This is a genomic window from Kandleria sp. (genome assembly GCF_017934775.1).
Classification (GTDB): Bacteria; Bacillota_I; Bacilli_A; order Erysipelotrichales; family Coprobacillaceae; genus Kandleria; species Kandleria vitulina.
The window spans coordinates 14,349-35,267 of the sequence record NZ_JAGBIX010000067.1 but is presented as its reverse complement, the minus strand read 5'-3'; the positions used below and the strand labels follow the sequence as shown (position 1 = coordinate 35,267).

Below are 20,919 nucleotides of genomic sequence, written 5' to 3'. Positions count from 1 at the left end.
ATGATTCAAGTATCAAAGACATTAAAACTTCAGTCTGATATTCAAAAAAGAAAAGAAGAATCGCTTTATGAGCTATTGAAAGATCCTACGATCAAGGATTTTGCAAATAAGTATCATCTTTCAATGGAGAAGCTTGGTGACTATTGGGCAGAACTGATCGACTACAAGGAAGACCGTGATCAGTGTGAATCATGTACTTCTCTTGAGTCATGTCCTAAAGTCTCAAAGGGACTTTGCCGTGTTTTGACTTATGAAAATGGTGTATTTGATATGCCCCTTAAATATTGTAAATACGGCAAGATGAAAGAACAGGAATCCCATATTCTTTCTCATTTCCTTTACAATAATGTCTCCTCTTCTTTAGCCTTGACTGATTTATCTAATAATCAATATGCATTAAGAGCAACAGAGTTATCCAATAACAATAAAGCTGCATTGAAATCTATTCTTGCCTATGTGATGGCCCCAAGTGAAAAGGGACTCTATCTTTATGGAGAAAGTGGAACTGGCAAGACCGTGCTGATGGCAGGACTTATGAATAAACTGGCAAGAACAGGAAAGGATGTTGGCATCTGTCATTTTCCGACATTCCTTCTGGATATGAAGACACACTTTGGAAACTACAGCGATGATTCATTCTTGAGTCATATTCTAAATATTCCCTATCTTCTTCTCGATGGACTTGGAGAAGAGAATGTGACTTCATGGTCACGTGATGAAGTTCTGCTAACTATTCTTTCTTATCGTGATATTAATCATCTTCCAACATTTGTGACAAGCATGTATACCATCGATGAATTAAAAGATGTTTATTTATTAAGAAAAAATGATAAGACAGAAAAGATTCGTGCCCAAAAGATTGCCCTTAAGATCAAGTCTCTTTGTACACAGCTTTCTTTAGAATCTCACAAGAAATAATATGTTTTTTATAAGATGAAATAGGAGAAATGAAAAAACACTGATTTTTTCGTTTCTTTTCTTTTTTTGATAAAGTTCATTAAAATCATTATGAAACATTCAATATTAATTATTGTTTAGTGAGTAAGAAATGTGCTAAAATGTCCATAGAAAAAACTAATGAGAGGTGAAGAAAGAAATGGTAAAGAGTATTGGCGTTTTAACATCTGGCGGAGATGCTCCTGGAATGAACGCTGCTGTTAGAGCGGTTGCAAGAACTTGTTTAAATAAAGGTATCGATGTTTATGGTGTCATGTTAGGCTTCAAAGGTCTTCATGAAGGTCAGTTCTATAAGTTCAATAGACATTCAACTCGTAATATCATCAATGTTGGTGGTACTATGCTTAAATCTGCAAGATTCCCTGAATTCGCAGATCCAAAGATCAGAGAAGAAGCTATCGAACAGATGAAGAAAATCGGATTGGAAGCATTGGTAGTCATCGGTGGAGATGGAAGTTACCATGGTGCTTTAGAGTTAACAAAGATGGGTGTTAACTGTATCGGTATTCCTGGAACAATTGATAATGATATTCCAGATACTGATTACACAATCGGATTTGATACTGCATTAAACACTATCGTTGATGCATTAGATAAATTAAGAGATACTTCTGGATCTCATCAGAGATGTACTATTCTTGAAGTAATGGGTAGAACTTGTGGTGACTTAGCTGTAAACGCTGGTTTAGCTGCAGGTGCTGAAATTATCGTAACTAATCATACTGGATTTGATGAACAGAAAATTATTGAACAGTTAAGATTATCTAAAGCTTCAGATAAGAAACATGCGATCGTAGTTATCACTGAACATATTACTGATGTTCATGAATTAGCTAAACATGTAGAAGAAGCTACTGGATTCGAAACTCGTGCTAACGTCTTAGGACATATGCAGCGTGGTGGTAGACCATCTGCACGTGATAGAGTTTTAGCTTCACGTATGGGTATTAAGGCCGTTGAACTTCTTGAAGAAGGAAAAGGTGGTCTTTGCGTTGTTCAGCATGGTGAAGAAATTGAATCTGAACCAATTTTAACATTGTTTGAACATAAGAGACAGGTTCCTCAGGGAATGTATGATGACGTTTTAAAATTACGTTAATATGAACAGGAGGTAAAAAGATTGAATTGAAAACGTTCACATCTTTATTACCTCTTGTTTTTTTTGTTCTTGTTTGTTAAGATACATGTCGAGAGATGAAAAGTCTCGAGAAATACGTAAATTTTCACGAAGTAAAAGAGGAGATTAAAAATGGCAAGAGATAAAATGAAAAAGACTAAAATTGTTTGTACAATTGGTCCAGCTTCAGACAGTGAAGAAATGCTTAAAAAATTAATCAAAGCAGGTATGAACGTAATGCGTTGTAACTTCTCACACGGCGATTATGATGAACATACAGCTAAGATGAACAAGTTAAGAAACGTAAACAAAGAATTAGGAACTAATGTAGCAATCATGCTTGATACAAAAGGTCCTGAAATCAGAACAGGTGCTTTCGAAGGTGGATTTACTGAATTCAAAAAAGGTCAGGTTTCAGTAATCACTCCAGAAGAAATCGTAGGTACTGCTGATCGTTTCACAGTTTCTTACAAAGAATTATACAAAGATGTTAAACCTGGTGGATTTATCTTAGTAAACGATGGTCAGGTTGCATTATTAGTTGACCATGTAGAAGGTAACGAAATCTATACAGTTGCTGCTAACGATGGTAGAGTTAAGAACACTCGTGGTATCAACGTACCAGGTGCTATCTTAGCATTCGATTTCTTATCAGAAAAAGATAAATCAGATATCAAGTTCGGTTGTGAACAGAACGTTGATTACATCGCAGCTTCTTTCGTAAGAAGACCTCAGGATGTATTAGATATCAAGAAATTATTATGTGAATGTGGTAAACCAGATATCAAGATTTTCTCTAAGATTGAATCTGTAGAAGCAGTTGAAAACTTAGCTGAAATCGTAGAAGTATCTGATGGTATCATGGTTGCTCGTGGAGACTTAGGTGTTGAAGTTCCAGCTGAAGACGTTCCAGGTATCCAGAAGAAGTTAATCAAAATGTGTAATGCTGCTGGTAAACCAGTTATCACTGCAACTCAGATGTTAGAATCTATGCAGGAAAACCCAAGACCAACAAGAGCAGAAGTATCTGACGTTGCTAACGCAATCTATGATGGTACAGATGCAATCATGTTATCTGGTGAATCTGCACAGGGTAAATATCCTGAAGAAGCAGTTATGACTATGAACAAGATCGCTTTAAAAGCTGAATCTCAGTTAGATTATGGTCATTTATTAAGACGTGCAATCAGAACTTCTGATGACAATACTTCAGAAGCAATCTGTATGTCAGTAGCTCAGATCGCTACAAACTTCAACGTATCAGCTATCATCGCATTCACTGAAACAGGTGGAACTGCAAATCGTATGTCAAGATACAAACCAGAATGCCCAATCATTGCCGCTACTCCTTATGAAAAAACAGTTCGAAAATTAGCAATTTCTTGGGGCGTTAAACCTGTATTAGTAAATGAAATGAAATCTAAAGAAGGTTTAGTAAACTTAGCTAACGTTGTAGCAAAAGAAAACGGAATCGCTGCTGGTGAAAAAGTATTAGTAACTGGTGGTACTCCAGGTGTTGTCGGACAGACTAACTACTTAGAATTAATCACAGTAAAATAATAGACGCTGATTTCTTGAAAGGATACTCGAAAGGGTATCCTTTTCTTTTTAGTTTTATTATGAAAAAACCTCTATATTTTATAAGTATTGTATGGTATATTAAATAAAAGTGGGAAGAGGGGGTTTAATGAATACAGTACTTCAATCATTAAGAGAATTGTTTATTGATAAAACAATTAAAAATGTAAAATATAACTTATTCCTATTCACATTCGGCAGTATTGGCGGATGGGTTATTGAAACAATATTCCGTTCACTATACAGTGGCTATCTGGTTATACCTGGTTTTTTAAATGGTCCTTGGTGCCCAATTTATGGGCTAGGGATCACATTAGCCATTCATCTTTGTGAAGGAAAGAATGTTGCTGATTCATTTATCCGTCTATTTGCTGGCGCAACCATTCTTGAATGGGTGACTTCCGTATTCTTTGAAAGATTTACCCATCGCTTGTTATGGGATTATTCCATTATGCCATTAAGTACGGGAAGCCGTATTAATATTATATTTTCAATATTATGGGGTCTTATGGGATTATTTCTTCTATATGTCATAGAACCTCAGCTAAAGAAATTCTTTGAATGCTATCCAGCTTTCTTGACTATTTCAGAGTGTCTGGTCGTATTCTTCTTTATTGATTGTATTATCAAGTTTTTACTTGTTTTTGCTTAACATCTTCAATTTCATATTGACAAAATAAAAGAGTATTGTACAATGAAGCTTGTTAAAAGCAAAGATATAGGATATGTCCTTATGAAACGCTATTGTAGAGAGAAGACGGCTGGTGAAAGTCTTTATGGTCTTTATAGGGGTACTCCCTATGAGCTGCGCTCGAAAGAGATTGCCGTTTCTCGCGTTAAGAGTCTAGAGGTTATCGTAGGATAACGAATAAAGGTGGTACCACGAGTCTTCGTCCTTTGGGATGAAGGCTCTTTTTATTAGAAGAAGGAGAGAAAACAATGAGAGATTTCTTAAATGAAAAAGAACTTAACACATTGAATCATTCATGTGCTCACGTTTTAGCACAGGCAGTGAAACATTTATGGCCTCATGCTAAATTCTGGGTTGGGCCAGTTGTAGAAGAAGGATTCTACTATGATATCGATCTAGGAGATGATACTATCACCGATGAAGATCTTCCTAAGATTGAAAAAGAAATGAAAAAGATTGCTAAAGATGGAAAGAGAATTGTTCGTCATGAAATCTCTAAGGAAGAAGCCCTTGAAGAATTCAAGGATGATGAATATAAAGTAGATCTTATCAACAACTTTGAAGATGGTACAATCATCTCTACATATTCACAAGGAGACTTCACTGACTTATGTCGTGGTCCTCATGTAGATACCGTAAAACAGTGCCGTAACTTCAAATTAATCAAGCATTCAGGTGCTTATTGGAAAGGAGATAAGAACAACAAGGTTCTTCAGAGAATCTATGGTGTATGTTTCCCTACTAAAGAAGAACTTGAAGAACATCTTCAGTATCTTGAAGATGCAAAAGCAAGAGATCACAGAAAATTAGGTAGAGAATTAGGAATCTACATGATTCATGATCTAGTAGGTAGAGGATTACCTATGTGGATGCCAAATGGATTTACTGTAAGAAGATTATTATCTGATTACATCATGAATAAAGAATTAGCATTAGGTTATGAACATGTAATGACACCTTCACTTGGTAACGTTAAGCTTTATAAGACATCAGGACATTGGGATCATTATAAAGATGATATGTTCCCAGCAATGAAGATGGATGATGAAGCTTATGTCTTAAGACCAATGAACTGTCCACATCATATGGTAATGTACAAACAGTCATTACATTCATATAGAGATCTTCCAGTACGTATCGCTGAAATCGCTAATGATTTCCGTTTCGAAGCTTCTGGCGCATTGACTGGTCTTGAAAGAGCAAGAGCCTTTACACAGAACGATTCACATATCTTCTGTCGTCCAGATCAGATTGCACAGGAATTCAAGAGCGTTGCAGAATTGATCTTGGATGTCTACAAAGACTTTGGTTTTGAAGATTATGAATTCAGACTAAGCTTAAGAGATCCAGACGATACAGAAAAATATTTTGGTAATGATGAATTATGGGAAAAATCTGAATCTCAGTTAAGAGATGTTCTTAACGAAATGGGCGTTAAATACTATGAAGCAAAAGGTGAAGCCGCATTCTATGGTCCTAAGCTAGATGTACAGGTTAAATCTGCAATCGGTCATGATGTAACTTTATCTACAATTCAGTTGGATTATCAGTTACCAGAACGTTTCGAATTAACATATGTTGATGAAAACGGAGATAAGGTAAGACCGGTCGTTATCCATAGAGCTATTCTTGGATCATTGGATCGTTTCGTAGCCTTCTTACTTGAAGAAACAAAAGGTAACTTCCCATTATGGCTAGCACCTAAACAGGTTGTTGTTCTTCCTGTTAATAATAAATATCATGAAGAATATGCCAAAGAAGTTGTTGCTAAATTAAGAAAAGCAGGATTCCGAACTGAGTTAGATAACAGAGATGAAAAACTTGGATACAGAATCAGAGAAGCACAGATTCATAAGATTCCTTATGAATTAGTATTAGGTAATAGTGAAAGAGATGAAGGAACTGTAACTTATCGTTTACATGGTGAACAGAAACAGACAACAGTTTCATTTGATGAATTTGTTTCATTATTAAATACTGAAGTAGAAAAGAAGACAATCAGAAGATAATGAAAAGTCCTAGAGATATCTAGGATTTTTTCTTCTTTATGAAAATCATTATTTTAGATATAATAGTGATAAAGAGGGTGCAAATATGATAAAAAATGAATTTTATTTCCAATCAAGTGATCATCTTCATTTTATTCACGCAATAGAGTGGATTCCAAGTGAAGTCAAGGCTGTTCTTCAGATTGCTCATGGCATGATTGATCATATTGATCGTTATGATCGTTTAGCAACATATTTGTGTCAGCGTGGCATCTATGTGGTCGGCAATGATCATTTGGGTCATGGTCTTTCTGTCCTTGATGAAAGTGAATGGGGATCTTTTCCAAATACCAAAGGCTATGAATATGTGGTTGAGGATCTCCATAAATTAAGAACATCCATCAAGAAAAAATATCCCGATGTACCGTATTTCATGATGGGACATTCCATGGGATCATTTCTGATGCGACTCTATATTGCTCGTCATAAAGAAGGTCTTGCAGGATGTATATTAATGGGAACTGGACTGACTCCTTCTGCGCTTCTTTCTACTGGAAAGAGGTTATGTCAATCAATGGCATTAGTTAAGGGATGGCAGTATCGCAGTGCGCAGGTGGAAGCCTTAAGCTTTAAGAATTACAACAGTCATATTGCTTATCCTGCTACTAAGCATGATTGGCTATCCAATAATGAAGAGGAAGTCATGAAGTATGAGAATGATCCAATGACATCTTATACATTTACATTAAATGGATACTACAATCTCTTCTCGTTGATACAGCTTATTCAAAAGAAAAAGACAATTAAACAGATTCCTAAAACATTGCCAATATTGCTTATCAGCGGAGCCAATGATCCAGTTGGACAATATGGTAAAGGAGTTACAGCTTTATATATGATATATCGACAGGCGGGATTCAAGGATGTCAAGATGAAACTTTATCGACATGGAAGACATGAAATCTTTAATGATCTTGAACATGAAGAAAGCGATGAAGATATTTATATATGGTTATGTAAGCACATTTCATAATGTGCTTTTCTTATGAGCAAAAATTCATTATAATAATGCCAATGAGGGAGATCACATGAAAAGAAATATAAAGGATATCCATAGAATTATCATTAAAGTAGGATCAACTTCACTTTGTGATACAAATGGTAAAATCAATAAAGAAAAAATCTTAAAAATTATCAGTCAGATTGCTACATTAAAAAGACAGGGCTACACAGTAGTACTCGTTTCTTCTGGTGCAATCGCCGCAGGTATGGGAAAGCTTGGACTAGAAAGCAAGCCTACCACATTGCCACAAAAGCAGGCTTTAGCTGCCATTGGACAGGCTAAGCTTATGGAAATCTATGAAGAGTTCTTCAAAATCTTTGATATGAAGTGTTCACAGATTTTACTTAATCACGATGACTTTGATGACCGTAAGAGATTAAATAATTTAAACTATACAATCAATGCCTTGCTTGATTATGATGTAGTACCTATCATCAATGAAAATGATGCCTTGGCTGTAGAAGAAATCAAATTTGGAGACAATGATACTCTTGCATCATTGCTTGTCCCAGTCATTGAAGCAGAACTGCTTATTTTAGTAAGTGATATTGATGGTTTATATACAGCTAATCCAAAAATAGATAAAAATGCGACACTTATAAGCTATGTGCCAAAGATTACCAAGGAAGTCATGCGTTATGCTGGTGATACATCTTCTAATCTAGGAACAGGTGGTATGGCCACAAAACTTAAAGCAGCACGTATGGTCAATGATTATGGTAGTCATATGTGCATTGTCAATGGTGAAAAAGCCAACAGCATTCTTAATGCCTTAAAAGATGAAGGAACATGGTTCAATGGCAATGGTGGAAAAAATCTTAATGCCAGAGAACATTGGCTTGTTTATCGTTCTAATGCAAAAGGTTCAATCATTGTTGATGAAGGATGCAAGAAAGCTCTTGTAAGAAAACATGTCAGCCTCTTGCCATCAGGAATCATTGATGTAGAAGGACAGTTCCTTTTAGGACAGGTTGTCAATATTATCGATGAAAACAAAAAGACAATCGGAAAAGGTGTTGTCAATTATGCAAGCGATGAAATCCGCTTGATCAAAGGCTTCAACACATCTGAAATTGAGAATATACTTCATTATAAAGACTATGATGAAGTCATTCATGCCAACAATATGTATATCACATATGAAAAGTAGAAATGAATATTTCTACTTTTTTCTTGTGTTTTGTTAGTGGGCTAACTATAATAGTTAGTACGTTAACTAAAAGGAGGGCGCTATGGAAGATATCATTTTTGAAAATGAATATTTTAAAAGTGTGATGGGAAAGGTGTTCTTGATTAAGAAACTGTTTCATAAGCAATGCCAGGAAGCTACAAAGAATGTGCATGTTACAAAAGAACAGTGTTTCTTATTGCATATGATAGAAGAAGGAAAACTGACACAAAGTGAAATTGCGAAACAGATGCATATAAGCAATGCGACACTTTCAGTCAGAATCAAAAGACTTGAAGAAGCTGGATATATTAAGCGCAGTCTTTCTAGCAGTGATCATCGTAAATATACATTAGAGATCACTGAACAGGGATTAATGGAATTAGAAAAGGCCGCTTTAGCTATTGATGGATTAACAAGAAAGATGATCAATTCATTAACAGTTGAAGATTACGAACACTTTATTCGTATTGCGGATATAATCACTCAAAATCTACAGGAGGAAGAGTAGATGTGGAAATTACGTAAATACATGATGAAATACTGGTACCTATTTGTACTAGCGATACTCTTCATCTTTGGGCAGGTCGCTACAGAATTAGCGCTTCCTGATGCGATGAGCAACATTGTATCAAATGGGATTCAATCAGGTGGTTTTGTGAATGGGGTAGCGGAAGTATTAAGCAAAGAAAGCTATGATGCTTTGCTTGATGTCTCTTCGTCAAAAGATCAGAAGCTTATTAAGACATCTTATACTTTAACGAATAAGAAAGATCTTAGTGAAGATGTAAAGGATCGTTTTAAGAATATTAAAGAGGATGTCTATGTTTTAAAAGAAGATGTAGATCAGGATGAATTAAGCGATTCATTATCTAAGCGTATTATTGTTGTAAATATGCTTACACATGCCAATATGAATAGTGAACAGTTTAAGTCATTTAAAGAAATGGCTGAAAAACAGATCACTTATCTTACAGCTAATGGAGAAAAAGAACAGTCTTCTTTAATGAAGAAAGCACTAAAAGAAGGAAATGCTTTATTCTTTGTTAAGCAGATGCCTTCTTCAAAACAAAAAGAAATCTATTCAGCTATTGAGACACAAATTGAGAATATGGGAGAAACCAATCTCAATATTGCGGCAGGAAGTGCGGTTAAGAATGAATATAAGAAATTAGGTGGGGACACGGACCAAGTACAAAACAGCTATATTAAAAATGCTGGGGTGCGCATGCTGATGGTGGCATTGGCTGGAGCGGTGGCATCCATTGTCTCAGCACTTTTTGCGTCACTACTTGCCAGCAAGATCGCAAGAGATTTGCGTGTGGCTTTATTTAAGAAGGTAGAAAGCTTTTCTCAAGAAGAGATGAATCAGTTTTCTACAGCTTCACTTATCACAAGAAGTACAAATGATATTACGCAGATACAGTCAGTTATTACGATGTTTGTGCGTATGATCTGTTATGCTCCAGTTTTAGGTATTGGGGCACTTTTAAGAGCAATTGAAGGGTCTGCTTCTATGACTTGGGTAATTGCGATTGTCATTGTGATTATCTTTGTGATTCTCTTGGTTACATTTATGATTGCGATGCCTAAGTTCAAGATCATTCAATCCCTGATTGATCGTCTTAACTTACGTATGAGAGAGAATCTCAGCGGTGTTCTTGTGATCCGTGCTTTTGGCAATGAGAAAGAAGCAGAACGTCGTTTTGATGAATCAAATAAGGATTTAATGAAAATCAATCTTTTTGTTAATAGAATGATGTCATCATTGATGCCGATCATGATGTTTTTAATGAACGCTGTCTCAGTTGTCATTATCTACGTTGGTGCAAAACAGATTGACCTTGGTAATATTGCCATTGGTGATATGATGGCTTTCCTTCAGTATAGCATTATGGTCATTATGGGCTTCTTGATGATTGCAGTTATTGCGATCATTGTGCCAAGAGCTTCTATTTCAGCTTCACGTATTGCGGAAGTATTGCATACGGATTGTCAGATTAAAGAGGCAAGTGAAGTGAAAGACTTTAATAAAGAAGAAAAAGGTGTCATCTCATTCAATCATGTCTCATTCTCATACCCAGGTGCTGATGCACCCGTGTTAAATGATATTTCATTTGTGGCACATCCAGGCAAGACGACAGCTTTTATTGGATCAACGGGGTCAGGTAAATCGACATTAATTAATTTGATTCCTCGTTTCTATGATGTAACAAGTGGACAGGTAAAAGTGAATGGGGTGGATGTTCGAGATACATCATTGTATGAGTTAAGAGAAAGCATCGGAATGGTACCACAGAAGGGATTGTTATTCTCAGGAACAATTCGTTCCAATTTAACATTTGGTACAAATGAAGCGACTGATGATGAGCTAAAAGAATATCTTCGCATTGCTCAGGCAGATGAGTTTGTAAACAAATTTGAAGATGGATTAGATCATCCTATTTCACAGGGTGGACAGAATGTTTCTGGTGGACAGAAACAACGTTTATCCATCGCTCGTGCACTAGCTAAAGATCCGGATATTCTTATCTTTGATGATTCATTTAGTGCTCTTGATTTCAAGACAGATGCTGCATTAAGAAAAGAATTAAAGACACTTTGTGATAAGAAGCAGACGACTGTATTGATTGTTGGTCAACGTATTGCTTCAATCATGCATGCGGATCAGATCATCGTTCTTGATGAAGGACGCATTGTTGGAAAAGGTACGCATGAACAGCTGCTTTCAACTTGTCAAATTTATCAGGAAATCGCTCAATCACAGTTAACAAAGGAGGAACTGACTCATGCCTAGACCAGGAAAAATTCAAGGGCCTACAGATAAAGCCAATGATTTAAAAAAGGCAATGGGTTCACTGTTGAAATATGTTCGTCCTTATGCCTTACGTTTGATTATCGTTACTATCTTTGCGGTAGGGTCCACAATTTTCTCTATTGTAGGACCAAAGGTTCTTGCTAAAGCAACAGATAAGCTAGCACAAGGGGTAATGGCTAAAGTCAATAATACAGGAGGAATTGATTTTAAGTATATTCTTCATATTGCTATTATATTGATTGTTCTTTATTTTATTAGTGCTTTCTTTAGCTATATTCAAGGTTGGATTGTCTCAGGTGTTTCACAGGAGGTTGCGTATTCTTTACGTAAAGATCTTTCTGAAAAGATGAATAGACTTCCATTATCTTATTTTGATAAACATGCTAGTGGGGATATTCTTTCTCGTGTAACCAATGATATTGATACAATTGCGCAATCATTGAATCAGTCTTTATCACAGATGATTACCTCTTTTACTACAGTGGCAGGAATACTTATTATGATGCTTTCTATCTCATGGCAGATGACACTTATTGCCTTGTTGATACTTCCTTTATCATTAACATTAATAGCTTTACTGATGAAAAAATCCCAGAAGTACTTTTCTCAGCAGCAAACTGCTTTAGGGGATGTAGATGGACATATTGAAGAAGTATATGGTGGACATCTTGTCGTAAAGGCTTTTAATGGAGAAGAAGAGGCTATTGATAAATTCAATACGTACAATGCGTCATTGTATGAATCAGCGTGGAAATCACAGTTCTTTGGTTCACTTATGATGCCGATCTCTCAATTTGTAGGGAACTTAGGCTATGTGGCAGTGTGTATTGTAGGTGGTTATCTTGCTACGGGAAAGATTATTACCATCGGTGATATTCAGGCCTTTGTGACTTATGTAAGAAACTTCAATCAGCCTATCTCTCAGTTGGCTCAGGTTCTTAATCTTCTACAGTCTGCTGGTGCAGCGAGTGAACGTGTCTTTGAGTTCCTTGAAGAGAAAGAGCTTGATCTTGAAGAAGCTGAAGTTTCAAGTGAAGATGTAGCTAAGATGAATGGAGCAGTTACATTTGATCATGTGCAATTTGGATACAATGAAGATAAGATCATCATCAATGATTTCAATCTTCATGTACATGCAGGACAGAAAGTTGCTATCGTTGGTCCAACAGGAGCAGGCAAGTCTACTATTATTAAACTGTTGATGAGATTCTATGAACTCAATAAAGGTTCTATCTTAATAGATGGAGTAGATATTACCAAAATGAAAAGAAGCGATCTTCGTAGTCTATTTGGAATGGTCCTTCAGGATACATGGCTCTTTAATGGAACAATCAAGGACAATCTTAAGTATGGAGCCTTGGATGCAAGTGACGATGAAATAGAAGAAGCCTGCCAGAATGCTTATGCTCACCATTTTATTCAGACATTGCCTGAAGGAATGGATACTGTAATCAATGAAGAATCAAGCAATATTTCAGCAGGACAAAAACAATTGCTGACAATTGCTAGAGCTTTTATTAAAAATCCTAAGATTCTGATTCTTGATGAAGCAACCTCATCCGTTGATACGAGAACAGAATTACTTATTCAAAATGGTATGGATAAACTGATGGAAGGAAGAACATCGTTTATTATTGCACATCGTCTTTCTACAATTAGAGATGCCAATACGATCATTGTCATGAAAGATGGCGATATCGTAGAAATTGGTAATCATGATACACTATTAAAACAAAGAGGATTCTATAGTGAATTATACGAATCACAGTTTGAAAATGCCTAGCAGTGACTAATGTCACTGCTTTTTTGAAAAGGCTACCAAAACTATTAAAAAGTGGTAAAATAAGGATGAGGTGAAACGTTTTATGGACGATTTTTTAAGAGAAATCTATGTTAAAGTCTATAGATCTTGGATACTAGGTCAAAAGAGTGAACAGTATAATATAAAAGAAGTTGATGAAAAGACAATTGTTCTTGATGGTGTAGGAGCCATCGGTAAAGTAGTTTTTCAGGGGAATGTCATTGAGTTGTCTGTAACCAATAAGAAAAATGATCATATTGATTTTTATCTTCATTTTCAGATGCAGACCTTAGGACATGCCTCTTCTTTGTTTAATGAGCTTATTGATGCTATGGCTACAGCTGAAAATACAAAAATAGTTCAGGTTCTTTTATCTTGTACAAGTGGACTGACAACGGGCTTTTTTGCACAGGAATTAAATCAGGCAGCGACTACATTGTGTATGGATTATCATTTTGAAGCTGTCCCTTATAATGAATTGACAGCCGTAGGAAGAAACTGCGATATTATTCTTCTTGCACCCCAGATTGGATATCAGCAGCCTAAAGTACAGTCCATCTTCCATCAAATTCCCGTGGTCACTGTTCCTTCTCAGGTATTTGCAAAATACGATGTCAGAGGCGCACTGAAGCTTGTTGGTGATTCACTGCTTGCTCAGGAAGTAGTAGATTTCCCTAAAGCATTACAATTGTCTGTAGATTATGATGAGGATATTTTATCCATCGGTATTTTTAAGACGACAAGAAGTACAAGGATCCTCTATCGTGTCTACAAACATTCAAGTGTATTGGAACATGGACAAATTATTAAACAGAAACTCTGTATTGATGATCTAGATGATCTTATCGACCTTATGCTTGTTTCCTATCCACACTTAAAAAAGGTGGGCATTGCCACACCGGGAATAATAGATCAAGGACATTTGACTTTAGAAAAAGATCAATTGTTTAATGTTGATATTATTGCTCATTTTAAAGAAAAATATCCGTATATGAATATTCATTTAGATAAAGCTAGCGAAGCGATCGCAATGACTTTATATGAACTGCAGGACTATAAATCATTGTCATTTTTGTATCTGCCTAAATCTTCCTATGTAGCAGGTATGGGAAATATCAATGATGGAAAGATCATGAATGGTCATATGGATGTAGCAGGAGATCTTCATCAGCTGCCATTTATCTATGAGAAAGATCCTCGTGAACAGATTCTAAGTGAAGAAGGATGTTTGGATATTGTCACAAAGCATTTCCTTCTTTCTATTCTGACTTTCTCTCCAGAGGTATTAGCTTTCTATTGTTCAAATGTTGTGAATGTAGAAGATGTAGTGAAAAAACTTGAAGATTATGTACCAAGACACTATATTCCAAAAATAAAGAAACTCGATAATATTGAAGAATATCTTCTCTTTGGAGAAATGCTGAAATGTATTGCACAAGAAAAACAGAGCGCTTAGCTCTGTTTTTATGTATGCCATATTTTCTCACTGATATCTTTTAGTTTCTGTATCTTTTCCCATTGCTGAAACTCAGAAAGAGTCAGGCTTGATGTATCAAATTCTCCCCTTGTAGAAATAGAGAGATGTGACAATGGCACATACAGTGAAGCTTCAATTACACGATCGATGATTTCTTCTTCATTTTCCATAAATGGTGTATTGGCTACCAGCAGTCTTAAGATTACATCTTTATCGCTAGGTAAATGACTTAAGAACGTTAACGGGTAGGATGATTTATGATCACATTCTATATAATAGGAGTGAACATGTTCATGAGTAAACAGGTAAGCAGCTATTTTATTGTAGCTATCATAATCAAGCTGATTCTTTTGGATATGAGTAGAAAAAATCAAATCTTGAGGCTGATTATCAATAACCTCATTGTTGATATGAACAGTTTCTTCTAAATAGTCCAATGCTTCTTCTTCTAGAAGAAGATAACGGCATCCCGCATGATATATTTCTTTAATAAATGAACGATAAATAGAAATGACATCATTATTGAAATCATCAAGGGAGTCATAATATTTTAGTATGTTTTCTTTATTGTTAAAGATATGAATAAAAGTAGAAGGAGAAGGAATACTGATTCTAGCATGACTGTTCTCATCTTCAAATGAGTGAATGAATCTGAATTCTTCAAGAAGAGGATGTGATTTAAAGGTTAATGGTCCTTTAAGAAAAAGTCCTTCTTCATTATAGTTGACATGGAGAAAGGGAATAATAAAATCAAGTGTTACGTTTTCTCTTCGATAATGTCCATCATAAATAAAAGGGAACTCATATTCTTTCTGTTTGATAATCAGGTTTCTGATTGCATTGTCCTGTGTTTCTTTTAGCTTATTATAGGAAATAATGCCTTTCTTATAGGAAAGGTTAGCTTTCTTTACGCTTTCAGGCAGTAGAAAGTTACCTATGATATCATAGTGTTTCACTTAGATCCCTCCTTTTTTTATTGATTATTATAATAGTTGTAAATATTATTTCAATATGGTTATTATATGAATTTCTGGAGATATCTTATAGATATTAACTATAACAAACGAAGTTATGATATAATAGTAATGTTCTTGTGAATGAATAAGAAAGGAAAATAATTATGAAATATGCACTAATAAATGCAACTATTCTTGATGGAACAAGAGATATGCGGCCTCAGCGCAATATGATCATTCTTACTAATGATGAGCGCATTGAAGCCATTGTTCCGGATACTTATGATACAAAAGGTTATCTTGTTATTGATTTACATCATGCCTACGTTATGCCAGGATTGATTGATTTACATGCACATCTTTATGATAGTGGGACTTTAAAGAAAGGCAAAGCTTTCTCTTTTGCAAAAAAGGTTTTCCCATCTGATTCTTATCGTTTAAAAAGAACAGAGAACTATGCGCGTATGCATCTAGAAAGCGGTGTAACCACAATGCGTGTCATGGGAAATAGTGAATCATGTGAAGTACTAGTAAGAGATAAGATTCAATCACAGATGATGTTAGGTCCCCGTATGCTTTGTGCTAAGATGTTAGCTTTTCATCCACTTATTGATGAAAGAATTGATGTTGTACAAAACTACAGTGATATGATGAAAAAGCTAAGAAGCTATCGTCATAAAAAAATAGATTTTTTAACACTTCTTATTGATGATCTCGATAATGAAGAACTGATCCGCTCAACAATCGTAGAAGCCCATAATCACCATATGAGCGTTGCCGTACAGGTCCATAGTTCATATGCCTTAGCTATGGCCCTTAACAATGGTGCCGACTCTATTGAATATGGTGGAGCAATGAGCAAGAGCCATATCAATAGATTCCAGATGAATCCTACTTTTGAAGTGGCTATCTTTTCACCATTGATTGGTAAATACATGCAAGAAGACCTCAAGGATGAAGGCTATGAGCTCATTAAACAGATGGTCTCTTGTATTGAAACATGCAATGCACACCGTATTGAAGTAGGAATAGGAACAGGCTCTTCGCTTGAAGGCGTTACACACTATAATATGTGGAGAGAACTTGCCTATCACAAGCATTTCTTTGATTTGACAAATCAGGATGTATTGTACATGGCAACTTTAAACAATGCGAAACAATTAGGTCTAGAATATGTGATCGGCAGTATTGAAGCAGGAAAATATGCGGATCTTATCGTAATGGAAGAAAATCCATTGGAAGATCTTTCAGCTTTATCTTCACTTTCATTTGTGATGAAGAGCGGTCATCTTTTAAGACACCCTAAGATTGAAAAGAAAAAAGAGCTTGAAGAAGCACTTGATCAGATGATGGATACATTAAATGCACACAACCTCTAAAATTAGAGGTTGTTTTTCTTGCATTCATATTAATATATGATAAAATATTCATATGAATAAACATTCAAGTGAGGTATACACGATGAGTAAATATGAAAATTATGATTTAGCAGTTAATGAGATGAGTGAAGATGAACTTAGTGATTTAGCTGATTTATTTAAAATGTTTTCTGATTCTACAAGAATCAAGATCTTATATGATCTTCTTGAAGGGGAAAAGAACGTTGGAGAAATAACAAAAGATTTAGGTATGAATCAGTCTGCTATTTCTCATCAGCTTAAGTTATTAAAGACATCTAAGCTGATTAAGTCTAGACGTGAAGGAAAAGCAATGATTTATTCTTTGGCAGATGATCATGTAAAAACAATCATTGCGACAGGAAAAGAACATATTGAGGAGGATTAATTATGGAAATGTCAAGTAAGCTAAAAAAAGCATTACAGAAGATTATTATTGCTTTTGTGTTCTATGTTATCTTAATAATATTTGAACATTCCAATATTGTTCCAGCAATGTCTTCAAATAGATTGATTATGTTTGTACTCTATTTGATTCCATACATGATTGTTGGCTATAGCGTAGTAAGAAAAGCCGTGCTAGGAATTAAGCATCGACAGCTTTTTGATGAATCATTTTTGATGGCCCTTGCGACAGTAGGCGCCTTTGTGACTGGTGAGAATGCGGAAGCTGTCGCAGTTATGCTCTTTTATCAGGTTGGGGAATGGTTCCAGAGCTATGCGGTGGGACGTTCTAGAAAGTCAATTAGTGACTTAATGGATATTGCCCCTGAATATGCCAATCTGGTAAAAGAAGATGGTGAAGTGGAAGTTGTAGATCCATATGATGTAGAAGTAGGAAATACCTTGCTAATTAAGCCAGGTGAACGTATTCCTGTAGATGGCGTTGTTCTTTCAGGAACAAGCATGATCAATACATCAGCTTTAACAGGTGAATCTGTTCCTCGTTTTGTTAAAGAGGGGGATGAGGTTATTTCAGGATGTATTAATGGTGAAACAGCTTTACGTATTTCTGCAAGCAAGATGTATGAAGATTCTACTGTATCAAAGATACTTGAACTTGTAGAAAATGCGTCTTCTAAAAAATCAAAAACAGAAAACTTCATTACTCGTTTTGCAAGAGTCTATACACCTGTAGTAGTGATCAGTGCACTTATTCTTGCTTTAGTTCCTCCTTTGTTTGTAGGACATTTCTCAACATGGATCTATCGTGCCTGTACATTCTTAGTTATCTCTTGTCCATGTGCCCTTGTCATTTCCGTGCCTCTTGCTTTCTTTGGTGGTATTGGTGCTGCTAGTAGTGAAGGGGTTCTTGTTAAGGGATCCAACTATCTTGAACAGTTATCTAAAGTTGATGTGATTGTATCAGATAAGACAGGAACTTTAACACAAGGTAAGTTCAAGGTGAATGAAGTTATTGAAGTTAATGGGAAAAAAGATGAAATTCTTCATCTTGCAGCCTTGGCAGAAGGCTATTCAACGCATCCTATTGCGTTAAGTATCCTTGATGCACTAGGAGAAGATATTGATCATTCTCTTGTCAGTGATTCACGAAATGAAGCAGGACAGGGGATTATTGCTCGATTAGGTGATGATCTTCTTTATGTCGGCAATAAGACATTAATGGATAATCATCATATTGAAGCAGAAAGAATTGATTCTTATGAAACTCTCATCTATGTTGCAAAGAATACAGAATTATTAGGCATTATCAAGATTTCAGATGCTATTAAGCCAGAAGCAAGAGGGGCTATTCAATCACTTTATAAAAATGGTATTAAGACATTCATGATGCTTACTGGTGATAAAGAAGAAGTAGCGAAACATGTGGCGGATGAACTTCATATTTCAAAATACTACGCTGAACTTCTTCCAGGAGAAAAGGTGGAGAAAGTAGAAGAAATACTTTCAGGATCACATAATGCACTCGCATTTATTGGCGATGGCATCAATGATGCACCAGTTCTTTCTCGTGCTGATATTGGTATTGCGATGGGGTCGCTGGGAAGCGATGCGGCTATTGAAGCAGCTGATGTTGTTATCATGGACGATGATTTAAGTCGTCTTTCTAAAGTTATTCATATTGCCAAAAAGACACTTTCTATTTCTAAAGAAAACATTGCTTTCTCACTATTTATCAAGATTGGAACACTGATTCTAGGAGCTCTTGGTATTGCGAATATGTGGATGGCAGTATTTGCGGATGTAGGAGTCGCATTCTTGTGTATTATTAATTCATTAAGAATTTTAAAGAAGTCCTAAATAGGGACTTCTTTTCTCTTTCTCTTTTATTTCATTTCGTTTATAATAATATCTATATGGGGGTATTATTTTATGAAAACAATACTACGTTTTGCAGCAATTTGCCTAGTATCCCTTACCTTGATAGGATGTTCTGCACAAAAAAAGCAGACAAAGAAAGTGGAACAAGAGGTAGATTTCAATTTAGCATTCACCAATATAGAAATGAGAACGGGATGTAAATATACAATTGGAGCTACTGGTGCTGATGCAAGCAAGATTACTTGGTCAACAACTAAGGAAAAGGTTGCAACTGTAAACAGTCATGGACAAATTGAAGCTGTCGGTGAAGGCAGTGCTTCCATTGTTGCTAAAGTAGGAGATCAGGAAAAATATGTGTCTGTTGATGTAAGCTCAAACTTTAAGCGAGATGTTGTCATCTACACAGAAAACTCATCAAAGAGTGTTGCATCGGAGACAGGTGATAAATCATCTACAAACATTTCAGAATTCCAGATTACTATTTCTCCAAAAACATTTGTTTATGATGGAAAAGAAAAAAGACCGACAGTGATAATCAGAAATAATAAAAGACAGCGTCTGGTCTTAAATACAGATTATACAGTACAGTATAAAAACAATAAAAAGATTGGTATTGCCACAATTATTATTACTGGCAAGGGGGCTTATACTGGTTCAACTAGTTATGAGTTCAATATTACCAAAAAGAAAGTCGCCGGCAATAAGATCGGTGAAACAGATGATGGTGATGATTCTTGGAAATCAGAACGTGCTGAAGATCGCAAGAAGAGAGAAGAAGCCTACAAGAAAGCACAGCAGGCTAAGAAGTATGCAAATTATCAGGCTAAGAAGAAAGCTGAAGAAAAGAAAAAGGCTGATGAGAAAAAGAAAGCCGACAAAAAGAAAAAAGCTGAAGAAAAGAAGAAAGCACAAACAAATCAAAACTGATGGAGAAGGGTCTCCATCAGTTTTTTGTATGATAAAAGTATTGGTTTTATAGGAATTGATTGATTTAAAAAAATTGAAATAATAAGCGTTTTTTACTTTGTATATAGATATAATATGTGTATAATTTAAATATAATAAGGAAGGTGATATTTCATGAAAAGTAAAAATCATGTGATTTTATTTGGTGTATTAACAGTGTTATTAGTAGCATTTGTAGTATTTTGTCATATTTATGAAGGTATGTATTTTCGCAATATGGACAACAACTTGTTATGGTTCTATAAATATGTTGCTTCACCAGGGCGTTATGTTTGTGGGATTATCTTGCTTTTGCATCATGGATATCTACTCTTCGATTAAGGCAATGAATTTTAAGGCTGCAGCTGATAAGGCTGCAGTTTTTAATGATGCATAACCAATTGTATTTCTTTTTCCTGTTGGGATCGAAGAGGTCATCTGAAGGACGCTTGTAGAGCATCCATGGGGCGAACTTCTTGAGAAGGTAATAGCTTTTTACGTGACTGCTGAAATCCAGCAGTTCATCTGGTGGAGCTAGTAGATAAATAGAACAGATTAAACATCTGTATGAATTGGCAATTGATGATACAATATAACTAGGATAATAATAGAAAAAGAAGAGAGGAAATCTTTTTCTTATGACTCAAAAAACATGACCTATGATCTTGAATTCAAAAAAG

Annotated in this window: 17 protein-coding genes and 1 other annotated feature; of the genes, 16 read left to right on the top strand and 1 reads right to left on the bottom strand. The window is 35.5% G+C overall.

Features of this window, described 5'->3' with window-relative positions; all coding sequences use genetic code 11:
- The 11 genes from J6L95_RS07430 to J6L95_RS07375 all read left to right on the top strand — a co-directional run bounded on the left by J6L95_RS07430 (position 1) and on the right by J6L95_RS07375 (position 14,637).
- Positions 1–918 carry an ATP-binding protein gene (locus tag J6L95_RS07430; RefSeq protein ID WP_287458630.1) on the top strand — a complete coding sequence of 306 codons (918 nt, stop codon included), beginning with the start codon at positions 1–3 and terminating at the stop codon, positions 916–918.
- A 178-nt stretch (positions 919–1,096) separates the two neighbouring features.
- The gene (gene pfkA / locus J6L95_RS07425; RefSeq protein WP_029070084.1) at positions 1,097–2,056 is read left to right on the top strand and encodes a 6-phosphofructokinase; all 960 of its coding nucleotides are present in this window, start codon (positions 1,097–1,099) and stop codon (positions 2,054–2,056) included.
- Positions 2,057–2,206: 150 nt separating this feature from the next.
- Positions 2,207–3,634 (top strand): pyruvate kinase, encoded by a 1,428-nt coding sequence (gene pyk, locus J6L95_RS07420; protein WP_287458629.1) that lies wholly within the window; start codon positions 2,207–2,209, stop codon positions 3,632–3,634.
- Positions 3,635–3,761: 127 nt separating this feature from the next.
- The gene (locus tag J6L95_RS07415) at positions 3,762–4,304 is read left to right on the top strand and encodes a putative ABC transporter permease (protein WP_051550647.1); all 543 of its coding nucleotides are present in this window, start codon (positions 3,762–3,764) and stop codon (positions 4,302–4,304) included.
- 52 nt (positions 4,305–4,356) lie between these two features.
- Positions 4,357–4,553 (top strand) — a binding site (T-box leader).
- A 38-nt stretch (positions 4,554–4,591) separates the two neighbouring features.
- Positions 4,592–6,352 carry a threonine--tRNA ligase gene (gene thrS / locus J6L95_RS07405; RefSeq protein ID WP_029070082.1) on the top strand — a complete coding sequence of 587 codons (1,761 nt, stop codon included), beginning with the start codon at positions 4,592–4,594 and terminating at the stop codon, positions 6,350–6,352.
- An 85-nt stretch (positions 6,353–6,437) separates the two neighbouring features.
- Positions 6,438–7,364 carry an alpha/beta fold hydrolase gene (locus tag J6L95_RS07400; protein WP_287458627.1) on the top strand — a complete coding sequence of 309 codons (927 nt, stop codon included), beginning with the start codon at positions 6,438–6,440 and terminating at the stop codon, positions 7,362–7,364.
- A gap of 55 nt (positions 7,365–7,419) precedes the next feature.
- Positions 7,420–8,544: a glutamate 5-kinase gene (gene proB, locus J6L95_RS07395; protein ID WP_287458626.1), complete on the top strand. Its 1,125-nt coding sequence runs from the start codon at positions 7,420–7,422 to the stop codon at positions 8,542–8,544.
- Between the two features lie 82 nt (positions 8,545–8,626).
- On the top strand, positions 8,627–9,073 hold the full coding sequence (locus J6L95_RS07390; protein WP_287458625.1) for a MarR family winged helix-turn-helix transcriptional regulator: 447 nt from the start codon (positions 8,627–8,629) through the stop codon (positions 9,071–9,073).
- Positions 9,074–11,359 (top strand): ABC transporter ATP-binding protein, encoded by a 2,286-nt coding sequence (locus tag J6L95_RS07385; protein ID WP_287458624.1) that lies wholly within the window; start codon positions 9,074–9,076, stop codon positions 11,357–11,359.
- Entirely contained in the window at positions 11,352–13,163 is a 1,812-nt protein-coding gene (locus tag J6L95_RS07380; RefSeq protein ID WP_287458623.1) for an ABC transporter ATP-binding protein, read from the top strand. Before J6L95_RS07385 ends, J6L95_RS07380 begins: the two co-directional genes overlap by 8 nt.
- Before the next feature lie 82 nt (positions 13,164–13,245).
- On the top strand, positions 13,246–14,637 hold the full coding sequence (locus J6L95_RS07375; protein WP_287458622.1) for a PTS sugar transporter subunit IIB: 1,392 nt from the start codon (positions 13,246–13,248) through the stop codon (positions 14,635–14,637).
- Positions 14,638–14,645: 8 nt separating this feature from the next.
- Here J6L95_RS07375 and J6L95_RS07370 read toward each other — a convergent pair whose 3' ends face one another.
- Positions 14,646–15,614: a uroporphyrinogen decarboxylase/cobalamine-independent methonine synthase family protein gene (locus J6L95_RS07370; RefSeq protein ID WP_287458621.1), complete on the bottom strand. Its 969-nt coding sequence runs from the start codon at positions 15,612–15,614 to the stop codon at positions 14,646–14,648.
- A 164-nt stretch (positions 15,615–15,778) separates the two neighbouring features.
- On the opposite strand from J6L95_RS07370, the gene J6L95_RS07365 reads away from it, so the two are divergent.
- The 5 genes from J6L95_RS07365 (at position 15,779) to J6L95_RS07345 (ending at position 20,581) form a co-directional block, all read left to right on the top strand.
- The gene (locus J6L95_RS07365; RefSeq protein ID WP_287458620.1) at positions 15,779–16,993 is read left to right on the top strand and encodes an amidohydrolase family protein; all 1,215 of its coding nucleotides are present in this window, start codon (positions 15,779–15,781) and stop codon (positions 16,991–16,993) included.
- An 82-nt stretch (positions 16,994–17,075) separates the two neighbouring features.
- Positions 17,076–17,399 (top strand): ArsR/SmtB family transcription factor, encoded by a 324-nt coding sequence (locus J6L95_RS07360; protein ID WP_029070073.1) that lies wholly within the window; start codon positions 17,076–17,078, stop codon positions 17,397–17,399.
- Between the two features lie 2 nt (positions 17,400–17,401).
- Positions 17,402–19,273, top strand: coding sequence for a heavy metal translocating P-type ATPase (locus J6L95_RS07355; RefSeq protein WP_502711013.1), 1,872 nt, complete (start codon positions 17,402–17,404; stop codon positions 19,271–19,273).
- Positions 19,274–19,345: 72 nt separating this feature from the next.
- A complete protein-coding gene (locus J6L95_RS07350; RefSeq protein ID WP_287458619.1) occupies positions 19,346–20,221 on the top strand; it encodes an Ig-like domain-containing protein in 876 nt (291 codons plus the stop codon).
- A gap of 153 nt (positions 20,222–20,374) precedes the next feature.
- Complete coding sequence (locus J6L95_RS07345) at positions 20,375–20,581, top strand: hypothetical protein (protein WP_287458618.1); 207 nt, start codon at positions 20,375–20,377, stop codon at positions 20,579–20,581.
- The last annotated feature ends 338 nt before the right edge of the window (positions 20,582–20,919 follow it).